Origin of the sequence: Vibrio tubiashii ATCC 19109, assembly GCF_000772105.1 — a bacterium.
Lineage (GTDB): Bacteria > Pseudomonadota > Gammaproteobacteria > Enterobacterales > Vibrionaceae > Vibrio > Vibrio tubiashii.
In genome coordinates this window covers 51,524-76,794 of record NZ_CP009357.1, presented here as the reverse complement: position 1 = coordinate 76,794, position 25,271 = coordinate 51,524, and the positions used below count along the sequence as shown (strand labels likewise).

Here is a 25,271-nt window from a genome sequence, read left to right as displayed (position 1 = left end):
CCTCACATGTAGAAGCTATAACTGACTTGCGGCTTCTCGTTAGCCTCAACATACTTCATGATTTCACCAACTTTCCGTGAGCATTCCAGTGTGATCGGATACCGTCCGTCAAATTGCGTGTTGTTCCAGTTCATCTTGGTCAGCCCGAGTACTTCTTCACATAAATCTTCCAACGAAGAGTCGTGTTCAAAAGCTCTGATTTCCAGTGGAGACGGAACATACATCCCCGGATAGGTCTTGTAAAAATTGACCGCACCTTTTGTATAGAGAATGGCCTTGCTTTCCGATAGTGATAGCAATGTTCCCCTCACAGGGGGATACTGTTCGTAGCTGTAGAGACGGACTTTGGACTCCATAATGGTTACGAAGTCTTTCATTCGTATACCCTTGCTTTCTATTGCCTTGGTAAAACCCCGTATCTCTTCTTCCCGGAAGTTGCTGGATTTGTGAATGACAATCCGTGCAGGCATTTGCATCAAAGCGTGGTCATACTCATTTAAAGCGTTCATTAACAACTCGAACGCTTGCTCCTCGTTCATGTACGGTCGGCGGTCTCTTTTATCCAACTGAACAGGAGCTCCCCTGAGAATTACGCCATGTCCAAACTCATCAAAGACCTGCGCCAAACTGGTTGATACGGTCTCACTGTCACGACTTTTATAAAATCCAATTCCGACATAGCAAGTCTTAGGCTTATGTGTTTCCTCCACCAATCGCCACGGAATTGTTTTGTTCCCCTTGTAGTAAAGTGCTGTACAAAAATTCCACGCTCTCGTCGCATCATCCTGTTGTCCCTTATTACCGGTATCAATGGACAATGACTTCTCTAAAACAAGCTGTAGCGGCTTACCCAAATGCATAGTCTTCGCTTTCAGTAGTCGGCGGAAGTTATGCTCTAATGAGTTCTTGGATTTGTCATCGTTCGAGTCGCCATCATAGTTTTCTGGATCTTCATCCTTTCCCTTCTCCTTGGTCAGCGCATCGAACATATCATTTGGGATAACGCAAATAATGACATCCACAGGCCGATGCTCGGCAAGAAACCGGATTTGATCGAAGTAAAGGTCAACACATACCTTGACTCGCTCTTCCCTGGATTGAATTTTCAGCGTTTTGTTTAGCTCTGACTTCTGGATTGTTCTGGTTAGAGTCGGTCCATACAGGAATTTTGCATAGAAACCGTGATGCTGTGTGAATCCCCCAAACCCTCTGAACAGATTGGAATATTTTGACTCCTTCGCCTCTATTCCTTCTTGGCATTTTGCTATCCAGAGATCTAACAGATCGACACCTTCCCCGCGCCCAACGATTCCCAGTCTCAACTCGCTTTGCCGGAATTCATCGTTTTTGTCATATACGCCAAGGGTTTCAATGCCTGCTTTTGGACAGATGTGTGTTCCATTGGCAAACTCCAGCTTCGGCTCCTCAAGAATCTTAATTTGCACTGGCATCCTCCTCTTCCAACACTTCTTCCAGCTCGTCGTTTTCTTCGAGTGATATGTTGGACAAACATTGGAATTCGACCAATTCGCCAAATGAGATCAAATCGTTATCATTACGGCTATTAGCAAGGAAATACCCGATGAATCTAACTTGATCTCTAACGGAATTGTTATGCTCAAGACGCTTCTGCTTTGAGAGAAGATCATCATGGAATCGATTGCGCTTATACAGATTCCATGTGTAGTACCAGCTAGGGGTAACAGTGGCATACCACTGTGAGTCAACATCAATGAATGAGATGTCAAATGCCAAGTGCTTGAAGAAGGCTACTTTTGTTGGGTCTTTCGTCTGGTACTTCTTTTCAAAAACTCTTCTTCGTGAGAGCTTTTTACCAACCCATTCTTCCCTTCTCTGCTCAGAGTCTTTTTCATCAGGCAAAAAGTAAAATTGATTTTGTTGCTTACTCCAATTTACATTGAACGCATGAAGCTGATCCCGGAGTGTATCCTTCATCAGATACTTGAAAAGATTCTGATATTCAACGAGTTCATGTTGTGAAATATCTTCCGTCGTGAGCTCTTCGATACTTCCAACGTCTACTATGGATCTGAAAGCCGACTCACGCTCCATGTCATAGAACGTGAAAATGCGATTCTCAAATATCGCCCAGCCATGACAATCTAACCCAGCGAGCTGTAAAGCCAGTCTCACCAATAGATGCTTGTTAGGGCGTCTCCCGTTGTAGTTCAAATCGCGCTTGGCCGCTGCAATTGTGCTTTCTTCGTCGATGCACAATTCGGCTACATACAATTCCTTTGGAGGTGTAACCTCAATGAGATTTGAAACTAAGATATACGGAGCATTCTCGGGCGCGTTTAACTCTTTGACCGATGCTTCTACATCTCCTAGTATCGCGCGAAACTCCTGCAACATTCTCTCTTGTGCTGGCAACCGTAACCCGGTTATCTGAGCCAAAATATCGCCAGGATCAATGATGTGCTCCTTTGCATCAAAGCGTATTTCATCACCAATGACGTTATCAATCGCATCCTGAGAGTAGCTTTTCTGCTTAGAACGCAGCGTGAATATATAGAGCTCGTCAAAGGCATTCTTGTAATTGCGTTTCTTAAACTGCTCCAAGGTCGATTTGACCTTCTCAAGGTCAGTGGACGAGGTTACTTGGAAGGCAACCCGGTCCTGCTCATCTCCTAAATCAATGCCAGGGAAGTTCTTGTGTTTTCTATTCAGATTTACAAGATTCGGGCACTGGTAAACCTCCTTCAGGATAGGTATCCAGGCATCTTCAGAAATCAGGTTAACATCAAGCCTTCCCTGCTTCGTTGCCAGATCAATCTCAGTTATCAGCCTGCTGACAACTTCTCGTAACTGATTTTCGATTTCGACCTGTTTCATGAACGTCCTTCTAACCCTGATTTCATTTCGATGCCTTTCATTAATCCACCCCAAGAGCCTTAAACACCGCATCAACCGGATCGGCGTAAAAACTTGTCTGGAACTTGGTAAACAGTTCAGCCGGAATCGTTGGTATGTCTGCTGCACTGCTCATCGGCAAGGCCACTTTCTTGGCCCCTGCATCAAAAGCGACCTGGAGGCACTCAGCAAGGCTTTCTACCGGCGTAACGGAACCGCCCAGACTCATATCCCCCAGCACCACCATCTGGTTCTGAAGAGGCTTACCAAGGAGGCCTGACGCAAAGGCAACAAGACTGGAGAGCGCCAGGTGACTGAATGGCCCGGTGTTCTGAAGCTCAACTGCGTGCAAATGGAAGTCATGTTCTCCCACTTTACTCCCACCGCTGATCCTGGATGCGTTAGCCTTGAAGTAATCAAAGGCAATCTTCACCTGCTCTTTAGCTGCACTGGAGTTCCATAGCCCTGATGTGGCCAACTTGCCGGAGCCCTTGGTAACCTGAAGTTCCAGCCGGTATAAGCCAGGCATCCCTTTGTTGCTGAGACCAATGGTGTGAAGGAATCCGGGCTTACCAGGGCCTTCTGGGATCAGGCCACCGCCACCCTGCTCTTTGACTGATACGAAATGCTCTTCCAGCGAATCATTGTCGATGTAACTGAAGTGGACATCGTAGAACTCCATGCCACCAATCTTCTTGAGTTGTTCCTTCACCCTGCGTCGAACCTGAAGGGCATACTCCAGGCACTGGCGCACATCCTCTTTATCGAACTGTCCATGCGGGAATAGTAGTTTCAGTAGGCCAGAAACTGTCTTGCGTACCGCGATCACATCACGCTGGTTCAGGTTGTTCCCCAGCTTAAAGTATTTCTCGATAGCATCTGCGAAGCTGCGCTTGCGCATCTCCCGATAAAACTCTGCCAGGTAGTCAACAATCAAGCCGTAACGGTTGGTGAAAAACTCTGGGCGCATCTTGGGGATTTCCCAGCCTGGGATGTAGGCATGGAAACGGTCAAAGAAAGCGGAGTCGATCATGGCATCCGGGAATGGTGCCAGCAGATGACTTGTTTTCACTAAGGACTCAACGCTCTGGTTGATGTTGCCTACAAACACCATAGAGGCGGAAGCTTCCATCTGTTCACGGCCACGGGCAAAGGAACCAGAAGCCATATAGTCCTTCATGATCTGGACACCATCTTTGTCCTTGAAGGAGATCCCGGCCACCTCATCGAAGGCAACCAAGTCCCAAAGCCCGACCAGACCAATTCGGCGTGAACTCATGTTGTAAAACAGGTTGGCCACGGTCGTTTGGCCGCCAGACACCAAAATGCTGTTGGGGGAGCATTCCTTGTAAATATGGCTTTTACCTGTCCCGCGTGGACCCAACTCACAGACGTTATAGTTGTTCTCAACGAATGGAATCATCCGGGCCAGAATGTGCCATTGCACATCGACACCTAACGCCGCTGGCTCCATACCAACTGACCGTATCAAACACTCACGCCACTGGTCCGTTGTCAAAGCAGCTCTCCCCTGGAAGAGTTCGTCCATATTCATGTTCGGCATCTGGATTGGCTTGAGCAGCGTTACTCCGAAAGGCGAACCGGTCTGCCCTTCCTCGTGGTAATAACTCAAAGTGGCAATGACCCAGATACCACCCACCAGCAGCTTCTCGTACTCTTTGACGATACCAGAGGAAATTTCAGCGTCCTTGATACCCAGATTGCTGAAGGAGGCCTCATATTTATCCTTGCGTTCATTCAGCTTCACGGTAACCCGGTCGATGACCTTATAGGTTCCGCGCTCCTTCACCAGGGACTTAACCTTCTCAGCCTCATCCGGGCGCACGTAATTCTCTGCCAACACGGTTTTGACGTTGTTCAGCCCTTGCTCAATGATGTCTGGATCATCAGACGCGCAGTACATGCCAAGCAGGTATTCGAGCACATAGACAGGGACATTCGCCCCTTCTTTAATGAGCTTGGTGAGATCCTTGCGAACCACACGACCCGCAAAGTGCTCATTCAGCAGTTGATCTAATTCTTTATCGTTAGCGGATTCCATACTCGGCACGCTCTATCGTCAAATCATGGTTAAAAGAAGTCATCGGTAAACGCCAGGTCGATGGTGACCTTATAGCGCTCCATCTCGGTATTCAGGTCCTTGTCCTTGAGCACCAGGAAGTAATCCTTCTTCCGATCGAAGTCCGTCCCAGACAGTGAGAGTCGTACTTGCTTGACCCGCTCCGCGACCGAATCGGTTGCACAGTCAAAGGTCACCGTCTCTTCGCTGGAGATCTTGCTATCACCGTCGTAGATGGCCACTGACACCGTGACCGGTGTAACCAAATCACTGACCACTTCGGTCTGCATCAGGTCGAACTTCTGGATGTTGTTCACCATTTTCAGGGTGGACTTGGTGGAAATGACCCCTACTTTTCGCTTGGTACGCTTCTCGGCTTTTTCGCCACGAAGCTGTTTGACGGTCAATACCGGCACGACAATCTCTTGCGGCATAACCCCACCGTGGACAAAACGTGAACCGCCCACGAAATGGAATCGGTTGGCCCCTTTCGGTACCCAGAAATCCGTATCTGAAGCTGTTCCGGCTGTTGACTTGGTAGAACCCTTCCAGGCTTCTTTGGTGTCTGGCAGACCAAAGCCCACCACATAGCGCTTCTTGTTCTTCAGGGCATTGGTTGGCTTTTCAGCCAGAGAGGAGCGATCGGCAGCCTCCAGCTTACTTTGCTGAAATAAGAACCCGTGATCTGCCGTGATGAGCACCGTCGACGTGTTGAAGTGCATCAAGATCTTGCGGCTCAACTCGGTCAACTCCTCGATGGCGTGTTCAACGGCCATGAAGGTTTCAGATTCCGTCGATGAGCTATCGCCTCGGGCATCCACCACATTGTGGTAGACATAGACCAGCTCCTGATCTTTGAGAGCTTCCCGGCCTTCATCCCTCGACCAGGCTTTAACGGTTTCTGCTGTCACGGCCAGACCGCCATGCGCTGCAAGGATCTTGGTTCTTGCCGCTGTGCCCTTACTGGATTGGCCATCCACAAACACGTCATCTGACGCTGTTTCACGGTACTCCAGCGTTTTATGAGGTAAGAGGGACGCCATCCCCAATGTCGTATAACTTGGGACAACGCCAAGTTGGGAAGACAGAGTAGCTTCAGAGTAGCGCTTGTCGTTGATCCGATCGCGAAGCTCAACTGCCGCCTCATAGCGGAAGGCATCACTGATAATGACCACAACCCGGCGCTTTGTAGCCTTGGAAAACAACGGTTTCACCAGTCCCTGAAAGAAGTCCTGCTGATTAGGTATTCCAGGGAAGCGCCACTGAGAGAGACGCTGCTCCACCTCAACGCGGTCACCCCAGTTCTTCGCCAGGTTGTCGATGTACCAGTAGGCGTAGCAATTCTCCACTTCGTCATCGAGCTTCTTCAGGATCTCTACATGCGCACGCTGGGACGCTTCACAGTAATGACGGTAGGCCATATCGAAGCGGTATAGGTCTCGCTCGTAAGCCTTGTATAGCGCTTCACTCGACTCAAAGTGGAATCCGCTATCATGCTGAATACGCAAGCTGAAGAGGTCGATAGCAGCCTGCAATGCGGTATAAACGGTGCGGTACTTCCGGCGCGTCGTGTCGTCTTTATGCTTGGAAGCCCAGTAGCCGTCTAGGCGCGACGCGATCATTGCGCGGAAACGTTCCAACTCCCCCTTGGGAGCATGAGGGATGGCCACGGCCAGATCGACAATAATCTTCTGCTCCACGGCCTCAAAGGTAACAACATCGCTAAGTTGGTCGGTATCGAATATACCCATCTTGTCTTTGATCCGCAGCGCGATCGCCACCCACCCAGACACGGCATCGAATGCCTTGTAATACCGAGAGCTGTCTCGCCAGCGTGAAAGTAGTGCTCTGGCCGTCGCACGGGAGCTGGCCGAAGACATTACCAATTCTTGAGCCCAGCCGGGAACATCACCGACGCTCTCGCAGAAGCCGGTAACCAGCAGCCGGATGAAGAAATGCCCCAGCTTGAACTGTGCTTCTCCCTTCAGCTCCTCTACCGTAGCCGGGTAACCAATTTCGGACTGAAGCGCAGCTACCAAGGCCGGAATAAGGTCGTACTTTTCAAGTTCATTGATTGAAGCGGGGTTGGCCTCCAGGCCAAGGTCATCCGATACCGTCTCTTCCGCAAGCGCCAGGATCACATGAGGGAGATCACAGCTTTCCGCCTTCACCACAGAAGCTATCATGGCCATGTCCAGATCAGACTCATCAAAGTCCGGCTGAACATAGCGTTGCAGTGCCGTCAGCCTTGCTTTGTTGGCAAGGAATTTGTCTCGCTTAGCGAGGTGCTCTCTCAAGCTTTGCTGGTGTAGTCCAAGCTCGTTGAAGATGATTGAGAAGCGGTCGGCGTAGAAGCATCTGGAGTACAACTTGATGTCGAGCAGCCAGTCCTTTTCTACATCTGGCTCGGCAAATGGGAAGTACAGGAGATACTTACCGGCCTTATCTTCCAACTCCAGTTTGAGCTTGGTACCCAATGCTGATTCATTGGCCATGTTGAGGATCTGCACGTCCACGAGAGACAGGGACGGTAGCTCATCCACAAATGACTGCTCCGGGTCATACCAAAACACCAGGCGATGGTTCTCTTTGTAGAAGGCCTGCTCAAGGCCCTCTCGAAGCTGGTTCAGATTCATGATAGAGCCTCCGGAGCCTCGCCGGTAATGGCTTTCACTTCTGCCAGTAAATCACCAAACTTGCCGTAGTTGACCTTTACGCCATCATCCAGATCCAGGCTTATTCTCTGGTCAGCATAGTGGCGTAACTTTTCGTCGAACTCGCTCAACTCAGCCTGCTGCTTGTGCAGTTGGGCAATTTCCTTTTCAAGCCGCTTCACCTCCGCTGCCGATCCACTGGCTTCTTTATCGTTCTCCAGCTTTTGAGCATAGGCCGCCATCTTCGCTGTCAGGGGAATGACGTACTCGGTACGCATACGCGCCAGCGTACCTTCGTTATACCGGTGCAGATAAACAAGGCACTCGAAAGCCTTCTGTTTACCAGAGCTGAACAGCCAGTAAATTGGACGTTTCTTGTAGGTCTTAAGGTGATCCTTGTAGAACTGGGTAGATAAGTAGCGACGAATCGTGTCTGAGGTAGATTCATTTTGCTTTGCCTTCATACTTGAATTACAAAGCGAATTTGCTACGAAATCTACGTTCTCACCCAATCTATCTTTCGGCCAAACGGACATGAGGAACTCATGAAGCCTGTTTGCCGCATCATCAGGAAACCACTCAATTCCCGTTATGGGTATAATTCCATCTTCATCAACCGAAAAATTACTTGTCGTTTTTATCAATTCAAATGATGATGAGTTTCCTTTCTCTTCATTGGAATCTGCATAAACAACTCCTTTTGACTCTAATGAAAAGCGCCCCATCATACATCCAATAGCAAAACTCACTATACGCTCGACAATGACCGAACTGTTTATTTCAGGCAGGCCGTAATCTTGCGGATCGACCTCATCGGTATTTTTTTCAAAACCGCTCCCTAGTACAATTGAATTTATGAGATCTTCTTGACGTTTTATATCGTTTAAAATCGACTTGTATTTTTCAATCCAACGTGTCGCATAGACTTCTAAATTATCTTGGGAAGGAAAATCAAAAAGGCCGGTGAAATCAAATGTGCTCTCATCCCATGAGTCAATTGTTGAAAATATCTGGACTAAGGTTTTAGCGCATTCCGATATTTTATCCTTTTTATCAGAGCTTAAATCCGGAATCGGAAACTTTGAAACCGCCCCTTCACCCAGGCTTACCTTCGGCGAAAGTATTCCTACTGAAACCTCACCTAACTTAGAATTCAGCACACCAAGAAGATAATAAATATCTTCATTAGTAAATATAGTTGAGCCGCCAGATTCAAAGATTCGACCGGGTTTAGAATATCGAAACGATGGCCTTCCCATGGTTACTGTTGACCAAGTAATGCCCTCCTTGAAGAAGAGATGCGTATTCTGAGGCCTAGACCTCAGTTTTCCAGATTCATCTTTAAAGTTTCTAATCTCAAAACCGTCAGACTTCCAATTCAGAACATAATCTTGATTTCCATACCACTTACGAAATTCCCCTCCTTTATTGCATGGATACCATTGCTCACTTGCAACCATTGATTCGTCTGAACTATTACAGTCGAACTTTATGTTGCTGTAAGATACTTCGTGCCAATATCTCAGGTACTTTGCAATATCTCCCGTTTTTATACCCTGCCTTGCGTCCGCTAGATCCCTTAATCTATGTGACTCTAAAAACTGATTTAATAGCTCTGGAGTAGCGCCTACTGAAATAACATATCCAGGAATCTTCTTAAAAAGATCCTGTTCTATATACAGGGGCTTATCGCTTAAATATTTACTCCGTATAACGTTTACTTGCTGAACCTTTCCTTTCCCTCTTGAAAGATACTTAGTCGCGACTTTATTACCACATAGATCGCCATCTATCTTTTTTGCTGAAAACATCAAAGAACCATGATCAGACCCCCAAACGCCACGCCCATTATCAATAATGGATGTAAAAATGCAGCAATCTAGCAACTGTCTTCTCATCGCTTCAAACGTTGGTAAAAAGGTCCATGTTCCAATCGTAATTAAAGCGACACTACCTTCACGCGCAATCATATCTAAAGACTGCTTAATAAAGCATGTGAAGAGATCTCCTCCCCATTCATCGAACTTTAATGATGCAAAATCTTTAAGCGTGCTATTGTAATAGGCGCTCCCCATATATGGCGGGTTAGCCAATACCGATTCATATTTTTGAGAGAGCACTATCGACTGATGGACAAATGGTATCAACTGGCTAGCTGCTGCTTTCTGCATAGAATCGCCAGCAATCTCAAGTTCGCATAGGGTCTGAAAAAGCTCTTTTAATTCCTCGTAGTCATCATGAGAAACATCAATCAATGAGCCAAATGTCTTAGCCTTCTTGAACCTTTCTAAGGTTCTCTGAATCAACTGGTAGCGGTTATCTGCTGCAAAAGAACTCAGGTCCTGCTGCTCTTCTTCAAATAGTCCTTGCGATGCGCCACTCTGCCATTCTCCGGTTAAGTTCAATGACCTCCATAGACTAGGAAGATTTACATTAGCACTTTCCTGTAACGACAGGATATTGAGTCTTATATTGCGACTGAAAATTCGTCGATCATCTTCCCTCGCCAACATCAACAACGCGAACCCTGCCATTTGTCCGGCTCGGTCATCTATATCCAAACCAAACAAGTTGTTTTCGAGAATAAGTTGTGGAATATCGCGAGAACGATAGCCTCGTTCTTCATATATAGCCTTCATGACCCTATAGGTCTCAACCAATATATGACCAGAGCCGCAAGCAATATCCGCAATTTTTAGTGACTCAGGAGAAACTTCTGAAGGCGTAATATCTGCAATCTTTGACATTACTTCAGGCGATTGTTCAGGAGGCTCAATGTAGTACGGCATTTTCTCCTTGAGTGGAGAATCGGGATACGTCTGAAGCCAGTGGCGACCAACCGAGTTCTGAACCAGGTACTGAACAATCCAATTGGGCGTAAAAAGCTGTGTCGCGGCTGGAATATCCTCGCTCTTCACGACCTTGCCAATAACCTGATCTTTCTTCTCGGAGATGTAGAACTGGTAAAGCCAACCAATAATCTCGATATGGTCCCAGTCTTCATCGGGAACACTAGCAACAAGATCACGAATCAATGAGTCGGTCTTGGTCAGGTTTTCTGGCAAAAGCAACTCGGATTCATCTGCTACCGCCTCAAACAGAAATGGCATTGCTTGGTGCAAGGCATGGCACTGGGCCAGTAACAGCTCACGGTAAAGCTCTTCGTCTTTGGTGCCATCAAGCTTCAGCTCTCTAACCTTGGCCTGGTCCAGGCCGGGCAACTCGACATCCAGACACTCTTCCAGTATTTGGGGCACACCGGCACTGCCGTCAGCCGCGCTCAATACCCGACGACCGTGGTCAAGGAACCCTTTGCGTTCCATGTAGCGAATTGCGCATAGACGGTTAAACCAGCTATAGGCCACATGCTCCATTACCTGGTCGAAGCCTTGCTGCTCAATGCGCTTTACCAAGCGTTCACGAGGTTTGATAACCGAAGCCGGAAACGGTCTATCACCAATTAGAACCAGGTCGCCCTTCTGCTCCGCTGGCTCGATCTTATTTTTGGTAATCCCATATTTCGCAGCCTGTTTACTCATGGCCTCAATGAAGGCTTTACGGGCTTTAGGTGCGTATTTTTTTACGTTGTTGGTGTTCATGTGATTACTTCCTTAGCGAATACGCACGCGCTTTTCATTGCGAACAATGCTCTTCAACTCAGTTTTGAGGGCTTCCACAAACTGGTCGATGGATTCTTCAGTTTCCAAGTACACGCCTTCACAGGTCTTGTTATAGACGCTGGACACATTCACCTCGACAACAGGTTTAGGCTTAGCAACGGGTGGCTCTGGTTTTGTATCCGGGATCGGTGTGGACGTATCTGCACCGGTTGGGGCAGTTTGCTGAGCTTTCGCGGCCTGTTCTGCTTTGGCGCGGCGCTCAATCTCTGCCTGAACCGCTCGCTCAAGTTCATACAGACCATCATCAAAGCGTTCAGTGGCTGTTTCGGTTTGCAGCATGTAGATACCGGCAATACTGGTCTCCGTCTCTAAATCTGCTTTCACCAGTTGTAGTGGTCGAAGTAGCCGGTTGCTCAGCTCAGGGGAGCCAATACCACTCTTGGCGATCTCACCTTCAAGCTGTTTGATTTTGTCGTCCACTCGCTCAATGGCATGGGTTCGCTTTTCAGTTAGCAGACGTTCGTTGACGGTTTCTACTCCGCTTACCAGAGAAGCGACCTTGTGCAACATCCCGTAAGGCGCATCTGCTGATTCGATAGATTGCAGTTCCGACAAAGCCTTACTGGCTTCCGCGTCCTTCTCCAACGCCTGACGGTTCTTATCAAAGTGACGAAGCGCCTGCTGAAGCTGCTGCCAGGTGTGGATCTGGTTACTGAAGAATTCGTGGATGTCCCGGTAATCCTCCTCCAGATCGAGATAATCGTCCTTCTTATCCACGACCTGCTTGAAGAAATCGAAGCTATCATCATTACTAAGCAAGCGCTCCAGAGTCAGGATTGACTGCTCAATCACTGTCTTCCCTGGAAAACGGCCCACATCGGTTTTGCTCTTGTAGGATTTGAGATTGGCCAGCCACTTGCTGAAGTGCTGAGTGTAAAACTCGAACAACTCCTTCTCAGTGGCAGGCCCCATTGAAGAGAACAGGTCTTGAGTCAGGTTACGCGCCTGCTTCAGCACTGCCTCATCGGTTTGGCGTTTCTTGATAATTGAGACTTCGCGACGACGGCGTGTATTCTGGAGAGGCTCCAGCGCTTCCCTGACAGGCAGCGTTCCCCCCCCAAGCTGGAACGAGATCCGGCCAGCCGCAGCCAAACGGCCAACAATCAACAAAATCTCGGCATCTGGCCAGCCATACGGTCGCTTCGCGAAACGCTCAACAATGTCTGAAAGCAGGATACGCTCGGTCCCGGTCGCCCTAAGCCCGATGTATTGCTCAACATCGCGGGTTGCCTTTGGATTACCCTCTTCACCTTCCAATGACAGGCCCATTTGTCCAATATCATCGACGGTCAGAACGGCATTAAGCTCGCGCCAGGGATCTTGCTGGTAGACCTTGATATAGCTCAGCTTGGTGTAAGTATTCTCCAGCAGGTAGCGGCAAGCCTCATCAAGCTTGGTAAGTGCATTGGATGAAGATAGAGAAAGATGCTGACCAAGAGCGTAGACCTCCGCTTTCAACAGCATGTCTTCCATCCGGGCACGCAGGCGCTTTTTACGCTCCTGGTTCTCCCGACCACGATCAGCCAAGATACGGGTAATGTCCGCCTGGGTACCGTCGTCGTTCAGACGAATAAACTTGTTGGTCTTCAGCCAGGTGCGGAGTTCACTGAAAAACTGTTTATCATCGCCCAGCTTAATAAGGATTTGACCTTCGCCCTCTGCGCTTTTGTTGATGCAGCCAGCCTCAGAGTATTGGCTGTAATCAGTGTCCAGCGGTGACACCACTTCCACTTTCAGGTCAGCTTCATACTTACCGTCCAGGGTATGCCCATCCAGGTACCGGCCAATGCTGTAGTCCATCTTGTTGGGTTGATGCCGGTATTTATTGGTATCTCGCAGAAGGTCTTTGAAAATCAGGTTGCTCAGTTCTTTGTTTTCTTCCGAGCTGGCAACGTCAGTAGCCTTAATCTTCTGAGTAATGTCCCGCTCTTCGTTGGTCAGGAACAGGAACTCATCACCATTACGGGTGATCAGGCTTTCCTTCTCCAGACGCTGAAGGCTCTCCTCGATACGTTTGCGTAGCGCCAGCTTGTCATCGTCAATTTTCTCTATCGACAGGGTGACCAGGTTATCGAGAGTTCCTTTGATCAGGTCTACATAGCGGATCATGAACAATGTGCGGAGCATCTGAACATCGAAACTGTCCAGCGTGGCATTTTCACCGGCCTGATCGATGGTGCGTTTGACGGCTGTATCCAAAAAGCCTTCAACGGCACTATAGAAGCGGTGCATTGGCACGAGAGCTCCCACCTCTTCCTTGGCGATGGAGCTGGCGGCCATTTGGAAGGCGTCCAGCATAGACCGCTCACCGTAAGCCAGGTGCGCCCCGGTGGCCCCGACTTTACGGATCTCCTCAAAAACCTTCTGTACCAACTGGAAGTGGTAAGGCGCAAACGGATAGTTATTGACGAAGCTATCTGGACCATCAAAGTTTTTGAGCGTCGGCCCAGAACGATCGAAGGTAATTTGGTTCTTCAGGATGTCGCCTTTCTGGTCGAACACGGACTTGAGCATGTCCGCTGCTTCCGGAGTCTTACGCAGCAAGCGCTTCTGGATAACCTCATCGGTGTTCGAGCTGGACAGTGACAACCGGGTCTTGAAGCGACCGGCAATCTTGGAGAAATCGTTGGCTTTGGAAGATGACAGTTCACCCAGTACCGCGTCCATATCGGCCTGAGAGGTTACTATGATCCAGGCACGCCCCTTACAAATGGTGCCCAGGTTTTCCGTGATGGTTTGCAAGGTCAGCATCAGGCGGGTATTACTGCCAATAAACTGACCGACTTCATCCACCAGAAACAGTATCCTGTGTTTCGGATCTTTACTGTCCAGGTACTCTTTGACCCAGTGACAGAAGTTTTCGACGGAGACGCTGAACGCCTCTTCGGATTCTTCAAACCATTTATGGGCAGCATCTGGTGACAGGTTCAATGCCTTGGAAATGGCCTTCTCTACGTCATCTTGGTAGAACTGATACCCGTCTCGTTCCTCAGTCCATGATAGACCGCTGGATTCTTCAAAAGCAGCCTTGAAGGTCTCATAGGCACCTTTCTGTGCCAAATGGCGTTCCATGTGCGCGATGTGCGGATGATCGCCGCTAAAACCCTGGTGCTCATTGAACACTCGCAGGAAGACATTAAGGATAGGGTTGCCGTCATCGTTTGAGCTGGCCTTACTGTCAATATTGAAAAGAATGACATCGGAATGACCGCTTACGGCCTTATCAATATCTGCACGAATAAAAGCATCGCGGATCTTGTGTTCATCAAAAAACTCTACTGCGCTGCGTTCGTTACCCTCTGAATCCCGCGCCACCGTGTTAGCCAGAATATAGGATAACGTCTTCAAGAAGTGCGATTTACCAGAACCGAAGAAACCAGAAATCCACACCCCCACACGGTTAGCGATGGAGGGGTCATTGAGATCGGTACCGTAGGACTGAAAGAAATCCCGAAAATGCTTCTCCAGCTCATTGGTCACCACATATTCATCCAGCTCCTGGTAAACAGTGGCATCATCATCCTGGTCAGCCTTAACAACGCCGTTAATTGAGCGATCCAGTGGCTTAAAAAAGAGTTCTTTGATGTTCATAGTGTGTTGATTCCCCTGAAATTCTTATTAATTGGTCGCCATCGCTTACGGAACCAACCTGAAGGCTCTGTAGTAATTGTTGCTGGGTATTCTCCCGAACAGGCTCATTGCCTGGCCGTTGTATTGGCCGGGATAAAACAGGACGACAGGCTTATGCCCCAACAGTGAATGAAGGCTGTTTAGCAGGTTGTGTGCTCGCAATAACGGCCAAACAGAACCCACTCCAGTAATGAAGATGATGTCCTGCTCGGTAGCGGAATGTTTTTCTGTCAGGTAAGGCGCGAATTTGTCCATGTGCAGCGGCCCTTTAAGGGCTTTCATCAAGGCCTCATCACCTTTGATCTTCTGCATCTCTATGGCTTTATCAACGAAGTTGCGATCGGCAAGATAACCGACCAGGCACTTGAGAAGATTGATGTTAACCACCTTCAAATGGCTGTGCTTCTTGGCCAACATAACCTCAAGGAATTCGATGTACTCTCGAACCCCAAGTTCTTGCTCAGGCTCGTAATCAAATATCCAGAAGCCAATTTCATTTCCCAGTCCCTGCCCACTCAAAAACTCTGGGGACAGAATCTTGTCTGGTATCTGATTCAGCCGGTCATGTAGTCGTTGATCCATAGTTGCTCCCAATGCACTTATCGCGTCCATGCCGACACTTCCATGCACTTTTTAATTCTCTGTTTGTAATGCTCTTCGAGCATGGTTTTGACTTCAGGCCTTACCACAACATGCTGTAGCTCAAGCTTTCGTGTACTCTTCAGGTACCCGACCTCGGCAAGCATACGAAACACAACCTGCCCCATTTTCTTTTTGGTGGATTCCTTCCAGTCACCAATGGCCGGATCTCTATGCGACCGGTCTTCGAGAAAATCCGCCCAAACAAACGCATCGAGGTGCTCAGCTCTCGACATGTAGGCATCACGAAGTACCGTCTCCATAAACTCCACCAGCAAAAGATTCCGCTCCAACGCGCCACAAAAGGCCACCTGTGTGGCCAGCTCGTCATCACCATCTCTCAACGCTCGCCAGAACTCTGGTTCTAGGCGCTCAAGTCGTTTGCGGATCGCCGTTGCATTTCGCTTTGCTGACGCTGGCGTGCGTTTTTGCAATACGTTCTCTACACGGATTGCTTCATCCCACTGTTCAGGTGTTACGCCGTCCATTAGCAAACCAGCAACGATACGGCTTTCTCTCACCATGAGGGAGCCACCCGCCATGTCGCTGTCATAATGGAACTGCTTTATCAAACTCAACCTCCCCTAAGACTCTGAGCCAAACAAAAAAGGACTCAGCTTCTTTCGATCTGAATCCAGTAGGATGATGGGGAACTTAAACTCATCGGCTGCTTCATCAACGGTTATCGCCGCCTGATAACGCTGCAAGGTATAGTGTGCCAGTGCTTTTCTCACTGAAATCTGTAACCGACCATCCGGCATACCAAAATCCTTCTCTACCAGCGCCTTCTGCCCATCGTTCAGCTTTGGGTTCGGCACAATGGTTAACAGGATCTGCTCATTCCACAATGAGTCGTGCATTGGATCGGGTGACGACTCTGTAGCAGGCTTTGGTGTCCGGTCTATCCTGGACAGAATGAAATCACGGAACTCACCACGCTTATGGCAGTACGCACGAACATGCCAACGGAACCCTGTATAAACCAGTGTGTGCGGGGATATAACACGCTCACTCCACACAGGGTTGGTCATAGAGGCGTAGAGGATTTTTACGCTGGTTTGCGTCCGACAAGCTCGTAATATTTCTCGGACTATTTCTGGCCGAACCGTGCGATCGGGCAGTTGGACAGCAGCAAGATGATCTTCGGATTCGAGAGTCACAGCGACAGATTCGCTGACCAGACCGGAAATCATATCTAGGTATTCGTTGATATGACCCTTCGTTAAGACCGGTTGGAAGTCCCCTTGTGGGACATACCCTTTAACTCCCGGATCGTGATAAAGGGAGCCAGGATTGTGAACACTTATATAACGCTTAATATCAGATGAAGCCTGTTGTCGGCTGATACCAAACCAGGACATGAGCCGATTGGTAACCAATCGTCCCTCCCAGTATGCCAGCAATTCAATTGCTCTCAGCCTTAGTAGAACTTCATGCTTTTCATCAGCCATGAGTAGCCTCATTAAACCATCACATAATCAGGCTACCCCATAATTTATTTACTGTAAAGTTTTTATACTGTAAAACAACTTTGAGTATTCATGGTAATAGGTTGAGGATACCTGACCCATTAACCCGGATCTCAACAACCAGATTGATTAAAGTGCCTTATTTGCTGGAAAAATGAGGATTTTATGCGCGGAAATCAGTTAATAACCGGGGTTTTGAGCATCTCAACAGTCGCTCTTATAGCATCCAACATCTATCTACACACGGAGCTGATTAACCTGAAGGCCCGTACTGACCAGCCCCCCGGAGAGCACCTCTCTCAACATGACGTGATCACACTGGTCGATGACCGGCTATCCTCACTGGAGAAGCGCAAGGCGCAAGAACTCCTGTCCAGCTTGGAAGAACAGTTTCAGTTAGCCCAGGTATCTACGCCGGACAACCGACTGATCTATGGTGAGCTCAACGCGAGAATTACGCTTCAAGAGTATGGAGACATCGAATGCCCCTACTGCCGAAAGATGCACGGGAGCATCAAACAAGTCGTAGAACACTCGAAAGGCGTGATTAACTGGGAATTCAAACACTTTCCCCTCGGCAGCCATAACCCGGTCGCGGCTATTGAAAGCCAAGCCATTGAGTGCGTAAAGGAAGCCTATGACAACCGAACCGCGTGGATCGCCCTGGAAAGGTTCATGATGGACACGAAAGGAAATGGCAAAGGCCTGGGTGATATTCCGGAATACGTTCGATCATTCGGACTTAACGGAAGCCTCATCGGTAACTGTCTTGCCTCGGATGACCATAAGGGCAAGATCAATCAGGACTATGAAGATGGCCGCCGCGCCGGTATTACTGCGACACCGGCTATCCGCATCCTGGATAACCAGACAGGTAAGGACTACCTCCTGAAGGGATACCGCACGCCAGAGCAGCTTCTTCAGGCGGTACAGCAGATACTGAGCCAATAGGAGAATTGTGTCACTGGAGTCAAAGGAAGTTGCACCACAATTTCAACGCATACTGGGTCAGTAGCAATTTAAACCTCAGAGCTACCGACCCATTGAGCCGATGGGATATTCAGAGGAATACCCGGAGGAGCGAGGTAAGCGTCACCACACTCAAGCCTCCCAGAGTGGCGACAGAGTTCATCGTGTGACCACCCAGTTTCCGGAGGTGAAATCCGAAGGAAGTCTGCACTTAAATCATCATCCAACGGTACAAAAACCAGATCATAGTGCTCAAACCCTTTCAGAATATCAGGTTCAGCAGGTGAGAGAATATCGGTTACAAACGTTATCATCTGAGCTTCCAACAATACAAAATCAGAGCTTCACAGGAACAAACTCATCTCCACCCGCGAAAAGGCGAACAACCCTATCCCCATCCTGCCAGACAGCAACGAGCACACCACCTTTATCCATAGACAAGCTTTTTGCCTTCTTTTCCGCCTCTTTCAGACAGGGTACAACCTCATCATCAGGTGCCGGATCAAGATATAGGCCGTAGCGAAAAGAAGATGATTGAACGTCCATCTCGAAGCCTCACCTGTTACTTCTTTTCGCTTTCTTTTGCTGCCTTGGCAAGCATAGCAAGCTGCTGCTTTACCAGATTGGCGTACTCTTCACGGACGACCTTATCCATGCCGACCTGATCCCCCTTAAAGACGATCTCCTTTGCCGCCATGATTAAAGCGCCATCGAGCACACCCTGGTAGCGAGTGTCATTTCTGGAGGTGTGAATCGCCGTTCTGAGTACATCCAGCCCATCTTTGAGCGTCTTTGTTGAGCTGGATAGCCAGAACCCAATTCGATATTGGCAAGGCGCAAAGCCCATGTCAGCGCAACGGTTGTATCGGGTCATGGTGTCCTTAGCAATCACCTTTGACTTTTCATCCATCACCCTTACGGACGACGATCCTTCGGTGTAATCCACCGTCAAGTGCTTCGACAAATTACTTTCTGCCACATAGTAATCCGCTGGCCAGTACCCTTTGTCTGCGGCAGATTTCATTAATGCAAAAGCCGTCTCCTGCGCCCTGGGAATTTCTTCTTTGGTGAAAAGCAGAAGCAAGGCATTGTTGACCAGGACTTCAAGCTTTCTTTCACCGGATTTAAGACGCGCCACCCAATAGCCCGGCCCTTCATGGACTATATAGGGAATGCCAATCCGCTCGTTGGCGTGAGGTGATTCAGTCGATGTGTGATCCATCCCGATAGCCAACAACAGCGTCTTGAGGACGGTATCGTCAGTGTCCAGGTTATGGCCGAATATTTCCTGAACCTTGTCAAAGGTTACTTCAGGGAACGGCTTTTCTGCCGGACTGTTCGACTCTGACGCTGCAATAGAGCTGAATAATGAAAGACTGAGCGCGACCAAGATACCTAACAACCTCATTGCTTTTCTCCATCTTCAATTTCGTCAATCAACCAATGTTTCTGATCGGAAGAAAACCGCAAGTTAATGGTTCTCGAAAAAGACCCTCTCCAGCTCTCGCAGTGATTGTTAACGACATACTCAAGCTTTGCCTTTCTCGATGGCGATCCATAGGCTTTAGCTTTCACAAGGTCAATGTCTTCACACCGGGATTCCATGTGCTCAAGATCCATTAGCCGCTGGCTTTCGTGAACCAGCGCTTTACCAGTTCTCTCAGCAATGCTTACCGTCAGTTTATCGAGCTGCTCTATCTTGTCTTCGGTCCAGTAGCTTTCAAGGTGCCTCCTAGACATCCCTCGATCCATATGGGCGTAATACTTGCCCACAAACTCAATAGCAGTTTCTTTCGTGGCATTCCTAAACGCAGGATCATGACGCTCTGGCGGTCCAGCAAGGCATAGGGAGGAAATCGCCAAACCCCCAAACAGGGCAGCATACTTTGTCTTTTTCATTATCGGTCTCCAAAGTACCCCTTTCGCTCGATTTTCAGCTTGCGCCAAATAGGAAGGAGCTTTTCAATTAATTGGTCGCGATTCTTGATCGCACGGATCTTTATAATTGGCTGATCGTCGTCGTTAGTTTCAATAACCAGCGTTGACAACCCCACAAGGCCAAGAAGCCCGGCTGGAGGGCTGTTAATATCTTTGATGTCGCTGATCTCGCAGAACAACTCCTGCCGGAAGATACTTGTGATCCCCTTCGCTTCCTTGATCTTGTTTCGCGTGATAACAGTGTGCTCATAATGTACAGAGAGATAGGCGTAGAGGATGCTGGTAATCGACAATCCCATAAGGCCATAGCAAACCCAATAAACAGCCTCATTGATGAGAGCACTGTACCCATCGTTCAAACCTGCATCCCAGAGGAACAGTGATACGGCAGAACCGATGAAAAACACGCCCCACCAGAGAAAAGTGCCCAGGTTCACCCACTGAGAAGGCCTTCCTTCCCAGATAACAGTTTCATCGTCGTAGGAAACCGATTTTTGATTCTCGGTATCCACCTCCTCCATCAATTGTGCCGCTTCATCATTCATCTCTGTTTCCTATGCTGCTTTCACCAAACTGTCCTTCACTAGGTTTACTGCCATGCCCAAGTCATTGACACAGACAGCACCAATGCTTTCCAAGCAATCAAGGTCTTGCCGCATTGCTATATGAAGGTCAAAACCGATTCCACTGATGTCTGTTTCTGGTTCCGAAGCTACAACAACCAGCGTTTTAATTTCGCAGGAAGCACTCATCACTTGGTTCAAAATTTCTGTAGGACTTTCTGCTTCATCCAAATGATCAAGAATCAGCGTGTGCGTAATATCTCTAAGGCAGACTTCTCTTCTTCCCCGGCACTCCAACAAGGTGAAGGTATCCAGGTGCTCAAGAACGTGATAAAGCCAACGGTCATTTGCTAAGACATGACTTTCGCTGATCCTGATAATTTTCACGGATTCTGCCCTCACCTCTTCGCGGCCTCATACGCACCGATCAACAACATGAAGCACATCGCCATACCAAATGCAGAGATAGCTCTGCTAATAGCCCGGTATACATCCTCTTTACTTTCGTAACGCCCGATGGACGACAAACCAATCTCAACGGCACCAAAGATGACGCTGAGTTTTGCGGACATGAAAAGCAGCAAAGGAAAAGTGATGGAAACAGGCTCACCAGAGGTGAGAATTACCATCATCAGTATTGATGCAGTGGCAACAACAATGTATGGGTAGGATTTTGGAGATCGGAACCAATTCATCATCAGAACTCGACCAATCCACCAGCAACCGGATCATATTGTTGCCAAACCTTTGCCGGAACCTGGTACTCCGCTCTTTGGTCCGCCAGCCCTAGATAAATTGCTATACAACGAATGACATTCACACCATGCTGGACAGCCTCAGCAACAAAGGCGTAATAAGCTTCTGTGATCGATGTCGCCACCACCTGAAACCGATACTTTTTCATGTCAAAGGAGTACACGTCCGCACTGAATGCCCTTTCAGATTTCCTTGCACTAAAGTCAACATGAACGATATTGCTCACATGAAATCCCCTGTCTAACGAATGTAATAGGCCGCGAGCAGTACCAATGCGCCAATAGTGATCATCACATTGATCTGGCGGTCCTGAAGAATCAGGTAATCTCGCTGCTGCTTATCCAGCTTGCCTTGGCGATAGAGACGGTTAACTGCGAATCTGACAAAGGGTGTACTGATAAACATCCAAGCCTCCATTTTTACTGGAAGCTATGGTATGAATTCTGAAGAGGAAAAGGAGGTTTAAAGGGTCATGCGAGAATGACCCTTTATGATTTAGGAAGGTTGAGGTTCGGACTCGATGTCTTGCGCCAGGATTTGTTCAACTAGGTATATTTGATAAACAAGATTTGCCAGTTGCTTAAGATTCCGAGCACTACCGATCCACTGATTCAGATCACCTTTCTTCTGGTGAGCCATCACCACCAAACTACTACGGGATCGAATAGCCGGATTGATCTTGCCATATTCCAGGTAATCCCTGAACTGAACCTCCCGAGCTATCGAGAGCAGCTCTCTTTTGGCTCTATCAAGCACGGCCTTGTCCTGTCGGTAAAGGACACCGAGCGGAGTTACCCTAGCCAACGTCTGAGCAGCGCTATACATGATGAACTGACCACCAGCGATGTAATGAATCAACGCGCCAATTAGGAAAACTGAAGCAACATCTTCAGCCCACCCAAGGGCATCCAACCGCAACGCTGCCAGGTAAAAGGCGTAACCCACCCCCAGCCAGATGGTAATGGTACCCAATAATGCGATCTTCCGATGATGAGACAAAGAGAGTCCCTCAAAGGTCGCCGCAGACAGATCCACACTCAAAAACTTGTAGTCCATGCTCGTCTCCTGATTCGATTAAATCCACTATCTCACGGGTTCTGAAACTAGCAACTGCCAAAAACTCCACTAGGAGAGTCTTGGACGGACTCAGATTGTTGCGTATAGTATGTATTGTATGTACGATACATACATACATTTTATACAAAGCAGGCAGAATACCCATGAAGATCAAACCGGAAATCAAAGAAAGGATCGTTGAGGCCGCCAACGCATTGGTTGCCGAGGGCAACGAGAACCCAACCAATGAGCAGGTGCGCGAGCGCATGGGGAGTGGATCGTTATCCCACATTTCTCCCGTCATGCGAGAATGGAGAGAGTCGCAAAAGGCACGAGTTGTAGCGGCCCTTGAAATTCCATCTGAGCTGAAAAAAGCCATCGAGACTTCTCTCAGCCAGGTGTGGACAGCAGCGAGTAAACTGGCTTCTGCTACCGTTGAAAAAATACAGCAAGAAGCCCAAGCCAATATAGACGCCGCAGCCCATGAGAGAGATGAAGCTCTGAATGAGATTTCTCGCCTGGAGACACGTATTGCAGATCTTCTCACACTGGAGCACGAACAAGGTGAAGAAATCCAGAAATTGAAGTCCGACCTGGACGCTGCCCAGGGAGAGAATGCGCGGTTTCAGACTGAATTGGCTGCCCTGTCCGCACGAGTTGACGAGCGAAACGAGCAAATCAAAGGCCTCAAAGAAGAATTGAAAGAAGCACGAGACGATAACAAGTCACTTCAGGCTGAATTGGTTGAGATCGCAAAAGAGTCGAAAAAATAACGGCTATTCCCCGTCAGCAGAGCTCACATCAACTGGCGGGAAGAGATCACCTACATCGCACCGAAATACCTTACACATATGCTCCAGCATGTCGATGGTCACATTTTGATCTTGGCTCTCAATCCGAGCTACAGTGTCTTTTGACAAGGCATACCTAGCCGCAAACTCCCGAAGGGGCTTGTCACCTCGTTTTGCCTTCATGAATGCAGATAATCTGCGCCGTAGCTGTCTCATATATGCGACTTTACGTTATACTTTGTCGCACATGCGCGACACGCCTTAGCAAGCCGCTGCAACCAGGTTCTATCGCTGGTGTGTTTGTATTCAGTTTCAGCAAATCTTCGGGCGAAACACTCCATGTTGAAGAACTACCTCCTTAATGGCCTGACTTTCTTTAGAAATCTCCAGTTTTTTGATGACACCGGACCTTCGGTGCATAGTATGAAGAGTCGGTCCAAGACGAACCGGGGGACAACATGACCGACTTTAGCGATATAGACGTATCGGAAACTTTATCCATACCATCCAGCACCCTATTCTTTCGAGAACTTCAGCACCTGGTTAAAAGCCGCAGTGAAGGGATTGATCTCGTGCATTGGTACCGAATGGATGCACCATTACCTCGCCTTAGAATTGACCTGGTAAGCGAGCCTGAAATATCGAGTTTACTTCAACATAAACTGATAAAGAGCGCCGTTCCTTACATTGAACAGGCTATAGGAGATAAGGCAGATTATTTGGAATTTATTCCTGGAAAAGAGATCCGCTCATATACCGTCGCGGATGTCGAAAAACTAGAAGTATCTGAAGCTGAAATCTTGTGCTTACTTTCTCAGTCCATACCGGACATTCAAACTATTTCCTATACCGTAAATGGTGACGTTATCTGCCTACCAAGGCTGCTTTGTGATTCACGAACCGTGAAAGATGTACTGGAAAGAAACAAGCTGGATGGCTTTTGGAAGCTATATCATTTTGCCTGCTCAATTAACGCGGCATACTTGGAAGTATCGCCCTTCTGCCCATCAAAATAATACGGATAAGAAAAAGGCCTCCGAAGAGGCCCTTAACTGTTATTCATCAAATCCCTTTATGCCAGACTGGCTCGCTTTTACTTCAATGTCTTTCCAGGAGTGACGCTCTTGCACATAGGCGCGAACGGCTATCCCAGTAAACAGTAGTAATAACGTAACAGCTAACAGCATTAAAAGATTCATGACTGTGATCCACATAACTTGTACCCTCTTAGTTAAATAATCCCAGAGAAGCCTTTTGTCAAGACTTCTTCCCGGTCCTACTCAGCCGGAGGGCAAGTAGGTCGCAGATCAGCTCTTTTAGAGCGGTTGAACTTGCTTCAAGAGCATCGAGGACCAAATAGCCAATCACACAGTACATAGCCAGAGAGACAGACAGGTAGTCTATCCAAGACATAGCTTGTGCCGCTAACAGTGATTTGGCGACATGGCCAACGAAGATACCCAGCAAACCGAGAAGACCAAGCTTCAACGATTTAAACAGGGCAATTCTCCTGGTGCAGTCCATCTTGGCAATCAACAGGTCCGTTGTGCGGAGCCTGCTGATTTCCCTGAACATTCTACGATTATCCATACTACACCTTCCTTTCGTTTAATGACCTCAACGTCCGGACGGATGTAGCCCCTGAAGGGCAACACCCTCCAGGGTCGAATTCATCGTATGTTGGTGAATTACTTCACCAGTGGTTTACTGCTCTTTGGAACCCAGCTCGATCAAATGAATCATATCCAACTGATTCATATCGCTATCGAGTGAGCAATCAATTGCTGAAGCAACAATGCCATTTTTGGCATACTCCAGCGCTTGCTTGATTGTGGAAAGAAATGAGTCAGCTTCACTGTCGATCTGCTCAACGATGTCGCTCCATTCCCATGTTTCAAACGGCTGCCACGCAACCCACCCTTCAGGCTCTTTGTTGTCTGAAACACACTCAGACAGATACTGATAGCGTTCAAACCAGGTGCCTTCAAAGCCGTTGTCACAGCTAATGAATTGGGCTGTCGCATGGCCATAAGCCATTTGTTCAAGTTTGCTAACCGGTATTTCGACCGACTGCATGGTTGATAAATCATTCTGCATATTGATCTCCTTATGTTGAGGAAACCCGCAGAAACACTACTCCCCTTGCGGGGAGCGTGTCCCCGCAGGGTAGTA

At 48.2% G+C, this 25,271-nt stretch carries 26 protein-coding genes; 4 read left to right on the top strand and 22 right to left on the bottom strand.

What is annotated here, in order from left to right; translation table 11 throughout:
- Positions 1 to 2: 2 nt before the first annotated feature.
- The 9 genes from IX91_RS24660 to IX91_RS24620 are packed head-to-tail and all read right to left on the bottom strand — an operon-like array spanning position 3 to position 17,008.
- Entirely contained in the window at positions 3 to 1,445 is a 1,443-nt protein-coding gene (locus IX91_RS24660; protein WP_004748891.1) for an argonaute/piwi family protein, read from the bottom strand.
- Positions 1,435 to 2,856, bottom strand: coding sequence for an SMEK domain-containing protein (locus IX91_RS24655; RefSeq protein ID WP_004748890.1), 1,422 nt, complete (start codon positions 2,854 to 2,856; stop codon positions 1,435 to 1,437). Before IX91_RS24655 ends, IX91_RS24660 begins: the two co-directional genes overlap by 11 nt.
- 40 nt (positions 2,857 to 2,896) lie before the next feature.
- Positions 2,897 to 4,936 (bottom strand): protease Lon-related BREX system protein BrxL, encoded by a 2,040-nt coding sequence (gene brxL, locus IX91_RS24650; protein ID WP_004748889.1) that lies wholly within the window; start codon positions 4,934 to 4,936, stop codon positions 2,897 to 2,899.
- A 29-nt stretch (positions 4,937 to 4,965) separates the two neighbouring features.
- The gene (pglZ, locus tag IX91_RS24645; protein WP_004748888.1) at positions 4,966 to 7,590 is read right to left on the bottom strand and encodes a BREX-1 system phosphatase PglZ type A; all 2,625 of its coding nucleotides are present in this window, start codon (positions 7,588 to 7,590) and stop codon (positions 4,966 to 4,968) included.
- A complete protein-coding gene (gene pglX, locus IX91_RS24640) occupies positions 7,587 to 11,207 on the bottom strand; it encodes a BREX-1 system adenine-specific DNA-methyltransferase PglX (RefSeq protein ID WP_004748887.1) in 3,621 nt (1,206 codons plus the stop codon). Before pglX ends, pglZ begins: the two co-directional genes overlap by 4 nt.
- 12 nt (positions 11,208 to 11,219) lie before the next feature.
- The gene (gene brxC / locus IX91_RS24635; protein ID WP_004748886.1) at positions 11,220 to 14,879 is read right to left on the bottom strand and encodes a BREX system P-loop protein BrxC; all 3,660 of its coding nucleotides are present in this window, start codon (positions 14,877 to 14,879) and stop codon (positions 11,220 to 11,222) included.
- A gap of 45 nt (positions 14,880 to 14,924) precedes the next feature.
- Positions 14,925 to 15,500 carry a DUF1788 domain-containing protein gene (locus IX91_RS24630; protein WP_039953724.1) on the bottom strand — a complete coding sequence of 192 codons (576 nt, stop codon included), beginning with the start codon at positions 15,498 to 15,500 and terminating at the stop codon, positions 14,925 to 14,927.
- Positions 15,501 to 15,517: 17 nt separating this feature from the next.
- On the bottom strand, positions 15,518 to 16,129 hold the full coding sequence (locus IX91_RS24625; RefSeq protein WP_004748884.1) for a DUF1819 family protein: 612 nt from the start codon (positions 16,127 to 16,129) through the stop codon (positions 15,518 to 15,520).
- A 12-nt stretch (positions 16,130 to 16,141) separates the two neighbouring features.
- On the bottom strand, positions 16,142 to 17,008 hold the full coding sequence (locus tag IX91_RS24620; RefSeq protein WP_004748883.1) for a helix-turn-helix transcriptional regulator: 867 nt from the start codon (positions 17,006 to 17,008) through the stop codon (positions 16,142 to 16,144).
- A gap of 183 nt (positions 17,009 to 17,191) precedes the next feature.
- Between IX91_RS24620 and IX91_RS24615 the strand changes: the two genes are divergently transcribed.
- Positions 17,192 to 17,977, top strand: a complete 786-nt coding sequence (locus tag IX91_RS24615) for a DsbA family protein (RefSeq protein ID WP_004748882.1) — start codon at positions 17,192 to 17,194, stop codon at positions 17,975 to 17,977.
- A 68-nt stretch (positions 17,978 to 18,045) separates the two neighbouring features.
- Here the strand turns inward: IX91_RS24615 and IX91_RS24610 are convergent, their stop codons facing one another.
- Genes IX91_RS24610 through IX91_RS24585 form a run of 6 tightly spaced genes read right to left on the bottom strand, consistent with a single transcriptional unit; the run spans position 18,046 to position 20,883 of the window.
- Positions 18,046 to 18,309 carry a hypothetical protein gene (locus IX91_RS24610; RefSeq protein ID WP_004748881.1) on the bottom strand — a complete coding sequence of 88 codons (264 nt, stop codon included), beginning with the start codon at positions 18,307 to 18,309 and terminating at the stop codon, positions 18,046 to 18,048.
- Positions 18,310 to 18,331: 22 nt separating this feature from the next.
- On the bottom strand, positions 18,332 to 18,541 hold the full coding sequence (locus tag IX91_RS24605; protein WP_004748880.1) for a hypothetical protein: 210 nt from the start codon (positions 18,539 to 18,541) through the stop codon (positions 18,332 to 18,334).
- Positions 18,542 to 18,557: 16 nt separating this feature from the next.
- Entirely contained in the window at positions 18,558 to 19,403 is an 846-nt protein-coding gene (locus tag IX91_RS24600; RefSeq protein ID WP_004748879.1) for a hypothetical protein, read from the bottom strand.
- Positions 19,400 to 19,894, bottom strand: a complete 495-nt coding sequence (locus IX91_RS24595; RefSeq protein WP_004748878.1) for a hypothetical protein — start codon at positions 19,892 to 19,894, stop codon at positions 19,400 to 19,402. Before IX91_RS24595 ends, IX91_RS24600 begins: the two co-directional genes overlap by 4 nt.
- A complete protein-coding gene (locus tag IX91_RS24590; RefSeq protein WP_004748877.1) occupies positions 19,894 to 20,478 on the bottom strand; it encodes a YdbT family protein in 585 nt (194 codons plus the stop codon). The genes IX91_RS24595 and IX91_RS24590 overlap by 1 nt, the downstream gene beginning before the upstream one ends.
- A gap of 9 nt (positions 20,479 to 20,487) precedes the next feature.
- Positions 20,488 to 20,883, bottom strand: coding sequence for a hypothetical protein (locus IX91_RS24585; RefSeq protein WP_138922221.1), 396 nt, complete (start codon positions 20,881 to 20,883; stop codon positions 20,488 to 20,490).
- 129 nt (positions 20,884 to 21,012) lie between these two features.
- Between IX91_RS24585 and IX91_RS26535 the strand changes: the two genes are divergently transcribed.
- Positions 21,013 to 21,165, top strand: coding sequence for a hypothetical protein (locus IX91_RS26535; protein WP_154662710.1), 153 nt, complete (start codon positions 21,013 to 21,015; stop codon positions 21,163 to 21,165).
- Positions 21,166 to 21,193: 28 nt separating this feature from the next.
- Here the strand turns inward: IX91_RS26535 and IX91_RS24575 are convergent, their stop codons facing one another.
- From IX91_RS24575 to IX91_RS24570, 3 genes are all read right to left on the bottom strand, one after another.
- Positions 21,194 to 21,478, bottom strand: coding sequence for a hypothetical protein (locus IX91_RS24575; protein WP_004748874.1), 285 nt, complete (start codon positions 21,476 to 21,478; stop codon positions 21,194 to 21,196).
- 14 nt (positions 21,479 to 21,492) lie between these two features.
- The gene (locus IX91_RS26725) at positions 21,493 to 21,657 is read right to left on the bottom strand and encodes a hypothetical protein (RefSeq protein ID WP_004748873.1); all 165 of its coding nucleotides are present in this window, start codon (positions 21,655 to 21,657) and stop codon (positions 21,493 to 21,495) included.
- 90 nt (positions 21,658 to 21,747) lie between these two features.
- Positions 21,748 to 22,308, bottom strand: a complete 561-nt coding sequence (locus tag IX91_RS24570) for a hypothetical protein (RefSeq protein WP_004748872.1) — start codon at positions 22,306 to 22,308, stop codon at positions 21,748 to 21,750.
- A gap of 164 nt (positions 22,309 to 22,472) precedes the next feature.
- On the opposite strand from IX91_RS24570, the gene IX91_RS24565 reads away from it, so the two are divergent.
- Positions 22,473 to 23,081: a DNA-binding protein gene (locus tag IX91_RS24565; RefSeq protein ID WP_004748871.1), complete on the top strand. Its 609-nt coding sequence runs from the start codon at positions 22,473 to 22,475 to the stop codon at positions 23,079 to 23,081.
- Positions 23,082 to 23,084: 3 nt separating this feature from the next.
- On the opposite strand, the gene IX91_RS27055 is transcribed toward IX91_RS24565, so the two are convergent.
- Positions 23,085 to 23,282, bottom strand: coding sequence for a helix-turn-helix domain-containing protein (locus IX91_RS27055; protein WP_039953704.1), 198 nt, complete (start codon positions 23,280 to 23,282; stop codon positions 23,085 to 23,087).
- A gap of 275 nt (positions 23,283 to 23,557) precedes the next feature.
- Between IX91_RS27055 and IX91_RS24555 the strand changes: the two genes are divergently transcribed.
- The gene (locus IX91_RS24555) at positions 23,558 to 24,115 is read left to right on the top strand and encodes a hypothetical protein (protein WP_004748869.1); all 558 of its coding nucleotides are present in this window, start codon (positions 23,558 to 23,560) and stop codon (positions 24,113 to 24,115) included.
- Between the two features lie 39 nt (positions 24,116 to 24,154).
- Here the strand turns inward: IX91_RS24555 and IX91_RS26530 are convergent, their stop codons facing one another.
- The 3 genes from IX91_RS26530 to IX91_RS24545 form a co-directional block, all read right to left on the bottom strand.
- Positions 24,155 to 24,313 carry a hypothetical protein gene (locus IX91_RS26530; protein ID WP_004748868.1) on the bottom strand — a complete coding sequence of 53 codons (159 nt, stop codon included), beginning with the start codon at positions 24,311 to 24,313 and terminating at the stop codon, positions 24,155 to 24,157.
- 43 nt (positions 24,314 to 24,356) lie between these two features.
- Entirely contained in the window at positions 24,357 to 24,689 is a 333-nt protein-coding gene (locus tag IX91_RS24550; RefSeq protein WP_004748867.1) for a hypothetical protein, read from the bottom strand.
- Positions 24,690 to 24,803: 114 nt separating this feature from the next.
- Complete coding sequence (locus tag IX91_RS24545) at positions 24,804 to 25,196, bottom strand: hypothetical protein (RefSeq protein ID WP_004748866.1); 393 nt, start codon at positions 25,194 to 25,196, stop codon at positions 24,804 to 24,806.
- Positions 25,197 to 25,271: the final 75 nt, after the last annotated feature.

Excerpts from the sequence above, each read along its gene's own strand:
- IX91_RS24655 (WP_004748890.1), bottom strand. The coding sequence starts at position 2,856 with ATGAAACAGGTCGAAATCGAAAATCAGTTACGAGAAGTTGTCAGCAGG.
- brxL (WP_004748889.1), bottom strand. The coding sequence starts at position 4,936 with ATGGAATCCGCTAACGATAAAGAATTAGATCAACTGCTGAATGAGCAC.
- pglZ (WP_004748888.1), bottom strand. The coding sequence starts at position 7,590 with ATGAATCTGAACCAGCTTCGAGAGGGCCTTGAGCAGGCCTTCTACAAA.
- pglX (WP_004748887.1), bottom strand. The coding sequence starts at position 11,207 with ATGAACACCAACAACGTAAAAAAATACGCACCTAAAGCCCGTAAAGCC.
- brxC (WP_004748886.1), bottom strand. The coding sequence starts at position 14,879 with ATGAACATCAAAGAACTCTTTTTTAAGCCACTGGATCGCTCAATTAAC.
- IX91_RS24630 (WP_039953724.1), bottom strand. The coding sequence starts at position 15,500 with ATGGATCAACGACTACATGACCGGCTGAATCAGATACCAGACAAGATT.
- IX91_RS24620 (WP_004748883.1), bottom strand. The coding sequence starts at position 17,008 with ATGGCTGATGAAAAGCATGAAGTTCTACTAAGGCTGAGAGCAATTGAA.
- IX91_RS24615 (WP_004748882.1), top strand. The coding sequence starts at position 17,192 with ATGCGCGGAAATCAGTTAATAACCGGGGTTTTGAGCATCTCAACAGTC.
- IX91_RS24610 (WP_004748881.1), bottom strand. The coding sequence starts at position 18,309 with ATGATAACGTTTGTAACCGATATTCTCTCACCTGCTGAACCTGATATT.
- IX91_RS24605 (WP_004748880.1), bottom strand. The coding sequence starts at position 18,541 with ATGGACGTTCAATCATCTTCTTTTCGCTACGGCCTATATCTTGATCCG.
- IX91_RS24600 (WP_004748879.1), bottom strand. The coding sequence starts at position 19,403 with ATGAGGTTGTTAGGTATCTTGGTCGCGCTCAGTCTTTCATTATTCAGC.
- IX91_RS24595 (WP_004748878.1), bottom strand. The coding sequence starts at position 19,894 with ATGAAAAAGACAAAGTATGCTGCCCTGTTTGGGGGTTTGGCGATTTCC.
- IX91_RS24590 (WP_004748877.1), bottom strand. The coding sequence starts at position 20,478 with ATGAATGATGAAGCGGCACAATTGATGGAGGAGGTGGATACCGAGAAT.
- IX91_RS26535 (WP_154662710.1), top strand. The coding sequence starts at position 21,013 with ATGGACGACAAACCAATCTCAACGGCACCAAAGATGACGCTGAGTTTT.
- IX91_RS26725 (WP_004748873.1), bottom strand. The coding sequence starts at position 21,657 with ATGTTTATCAGTACACCCTTTGTCAGATTCGCAGTTAACCGTCTCTAT.
- IX91_RS24570 (WP_004748872.1), bottom strand. The coding sequence starts at position 22,308 with ATGGACTACAAGTTTTTGAGTGTGGATCTGTCTGCGGCGACCTTTGAG.
- IX91_RS24565 (WP_004748871.1), top strand. The coding sequence starts at position 22,473 with ATGAAGATCAAACCGGAAATCAAAGAAAGGATCGTTGAGGCCGCCAAC.
- IX91_RS27055 (WP_039953704.1), bottom strand. The coding sequence starts at position 23,282 with ATGAAGGCAAAACGAGGTGACAAGCCCCTTCGGGAGTTTGCGGCTAGG.
- IX91_RS24555 (WP_004748869.1), top strand. The coding sequence starts at position 23,558 with ATGACCGACTTTAGCGATATAGACGTATCGGAAACTTTATCCATACCA.
- IX91_RS26530 (WP_004748868.1), bottom strand. The coding sequence starts at position 24,313 with ATGTGGATCACAGTCATGAATCTTTTAATGCTGTTAGCTGTTACGTTA.
- IX91_RS24550 (WP_004748867.1), bottom strand. The coding sequence starts at position 24,689 with ATGGATAATCGTAGAATGTTCAGGGAAATCAGCAGGCTCCGCACAACG.
- IX91_RS24545 (WP_004748866.1), bottom strand. The coding sequence starts at position 25,196 with ATGCAGAATGATTTATCAACCATGCAGTCGGTCGAAATACCGGTTAGC.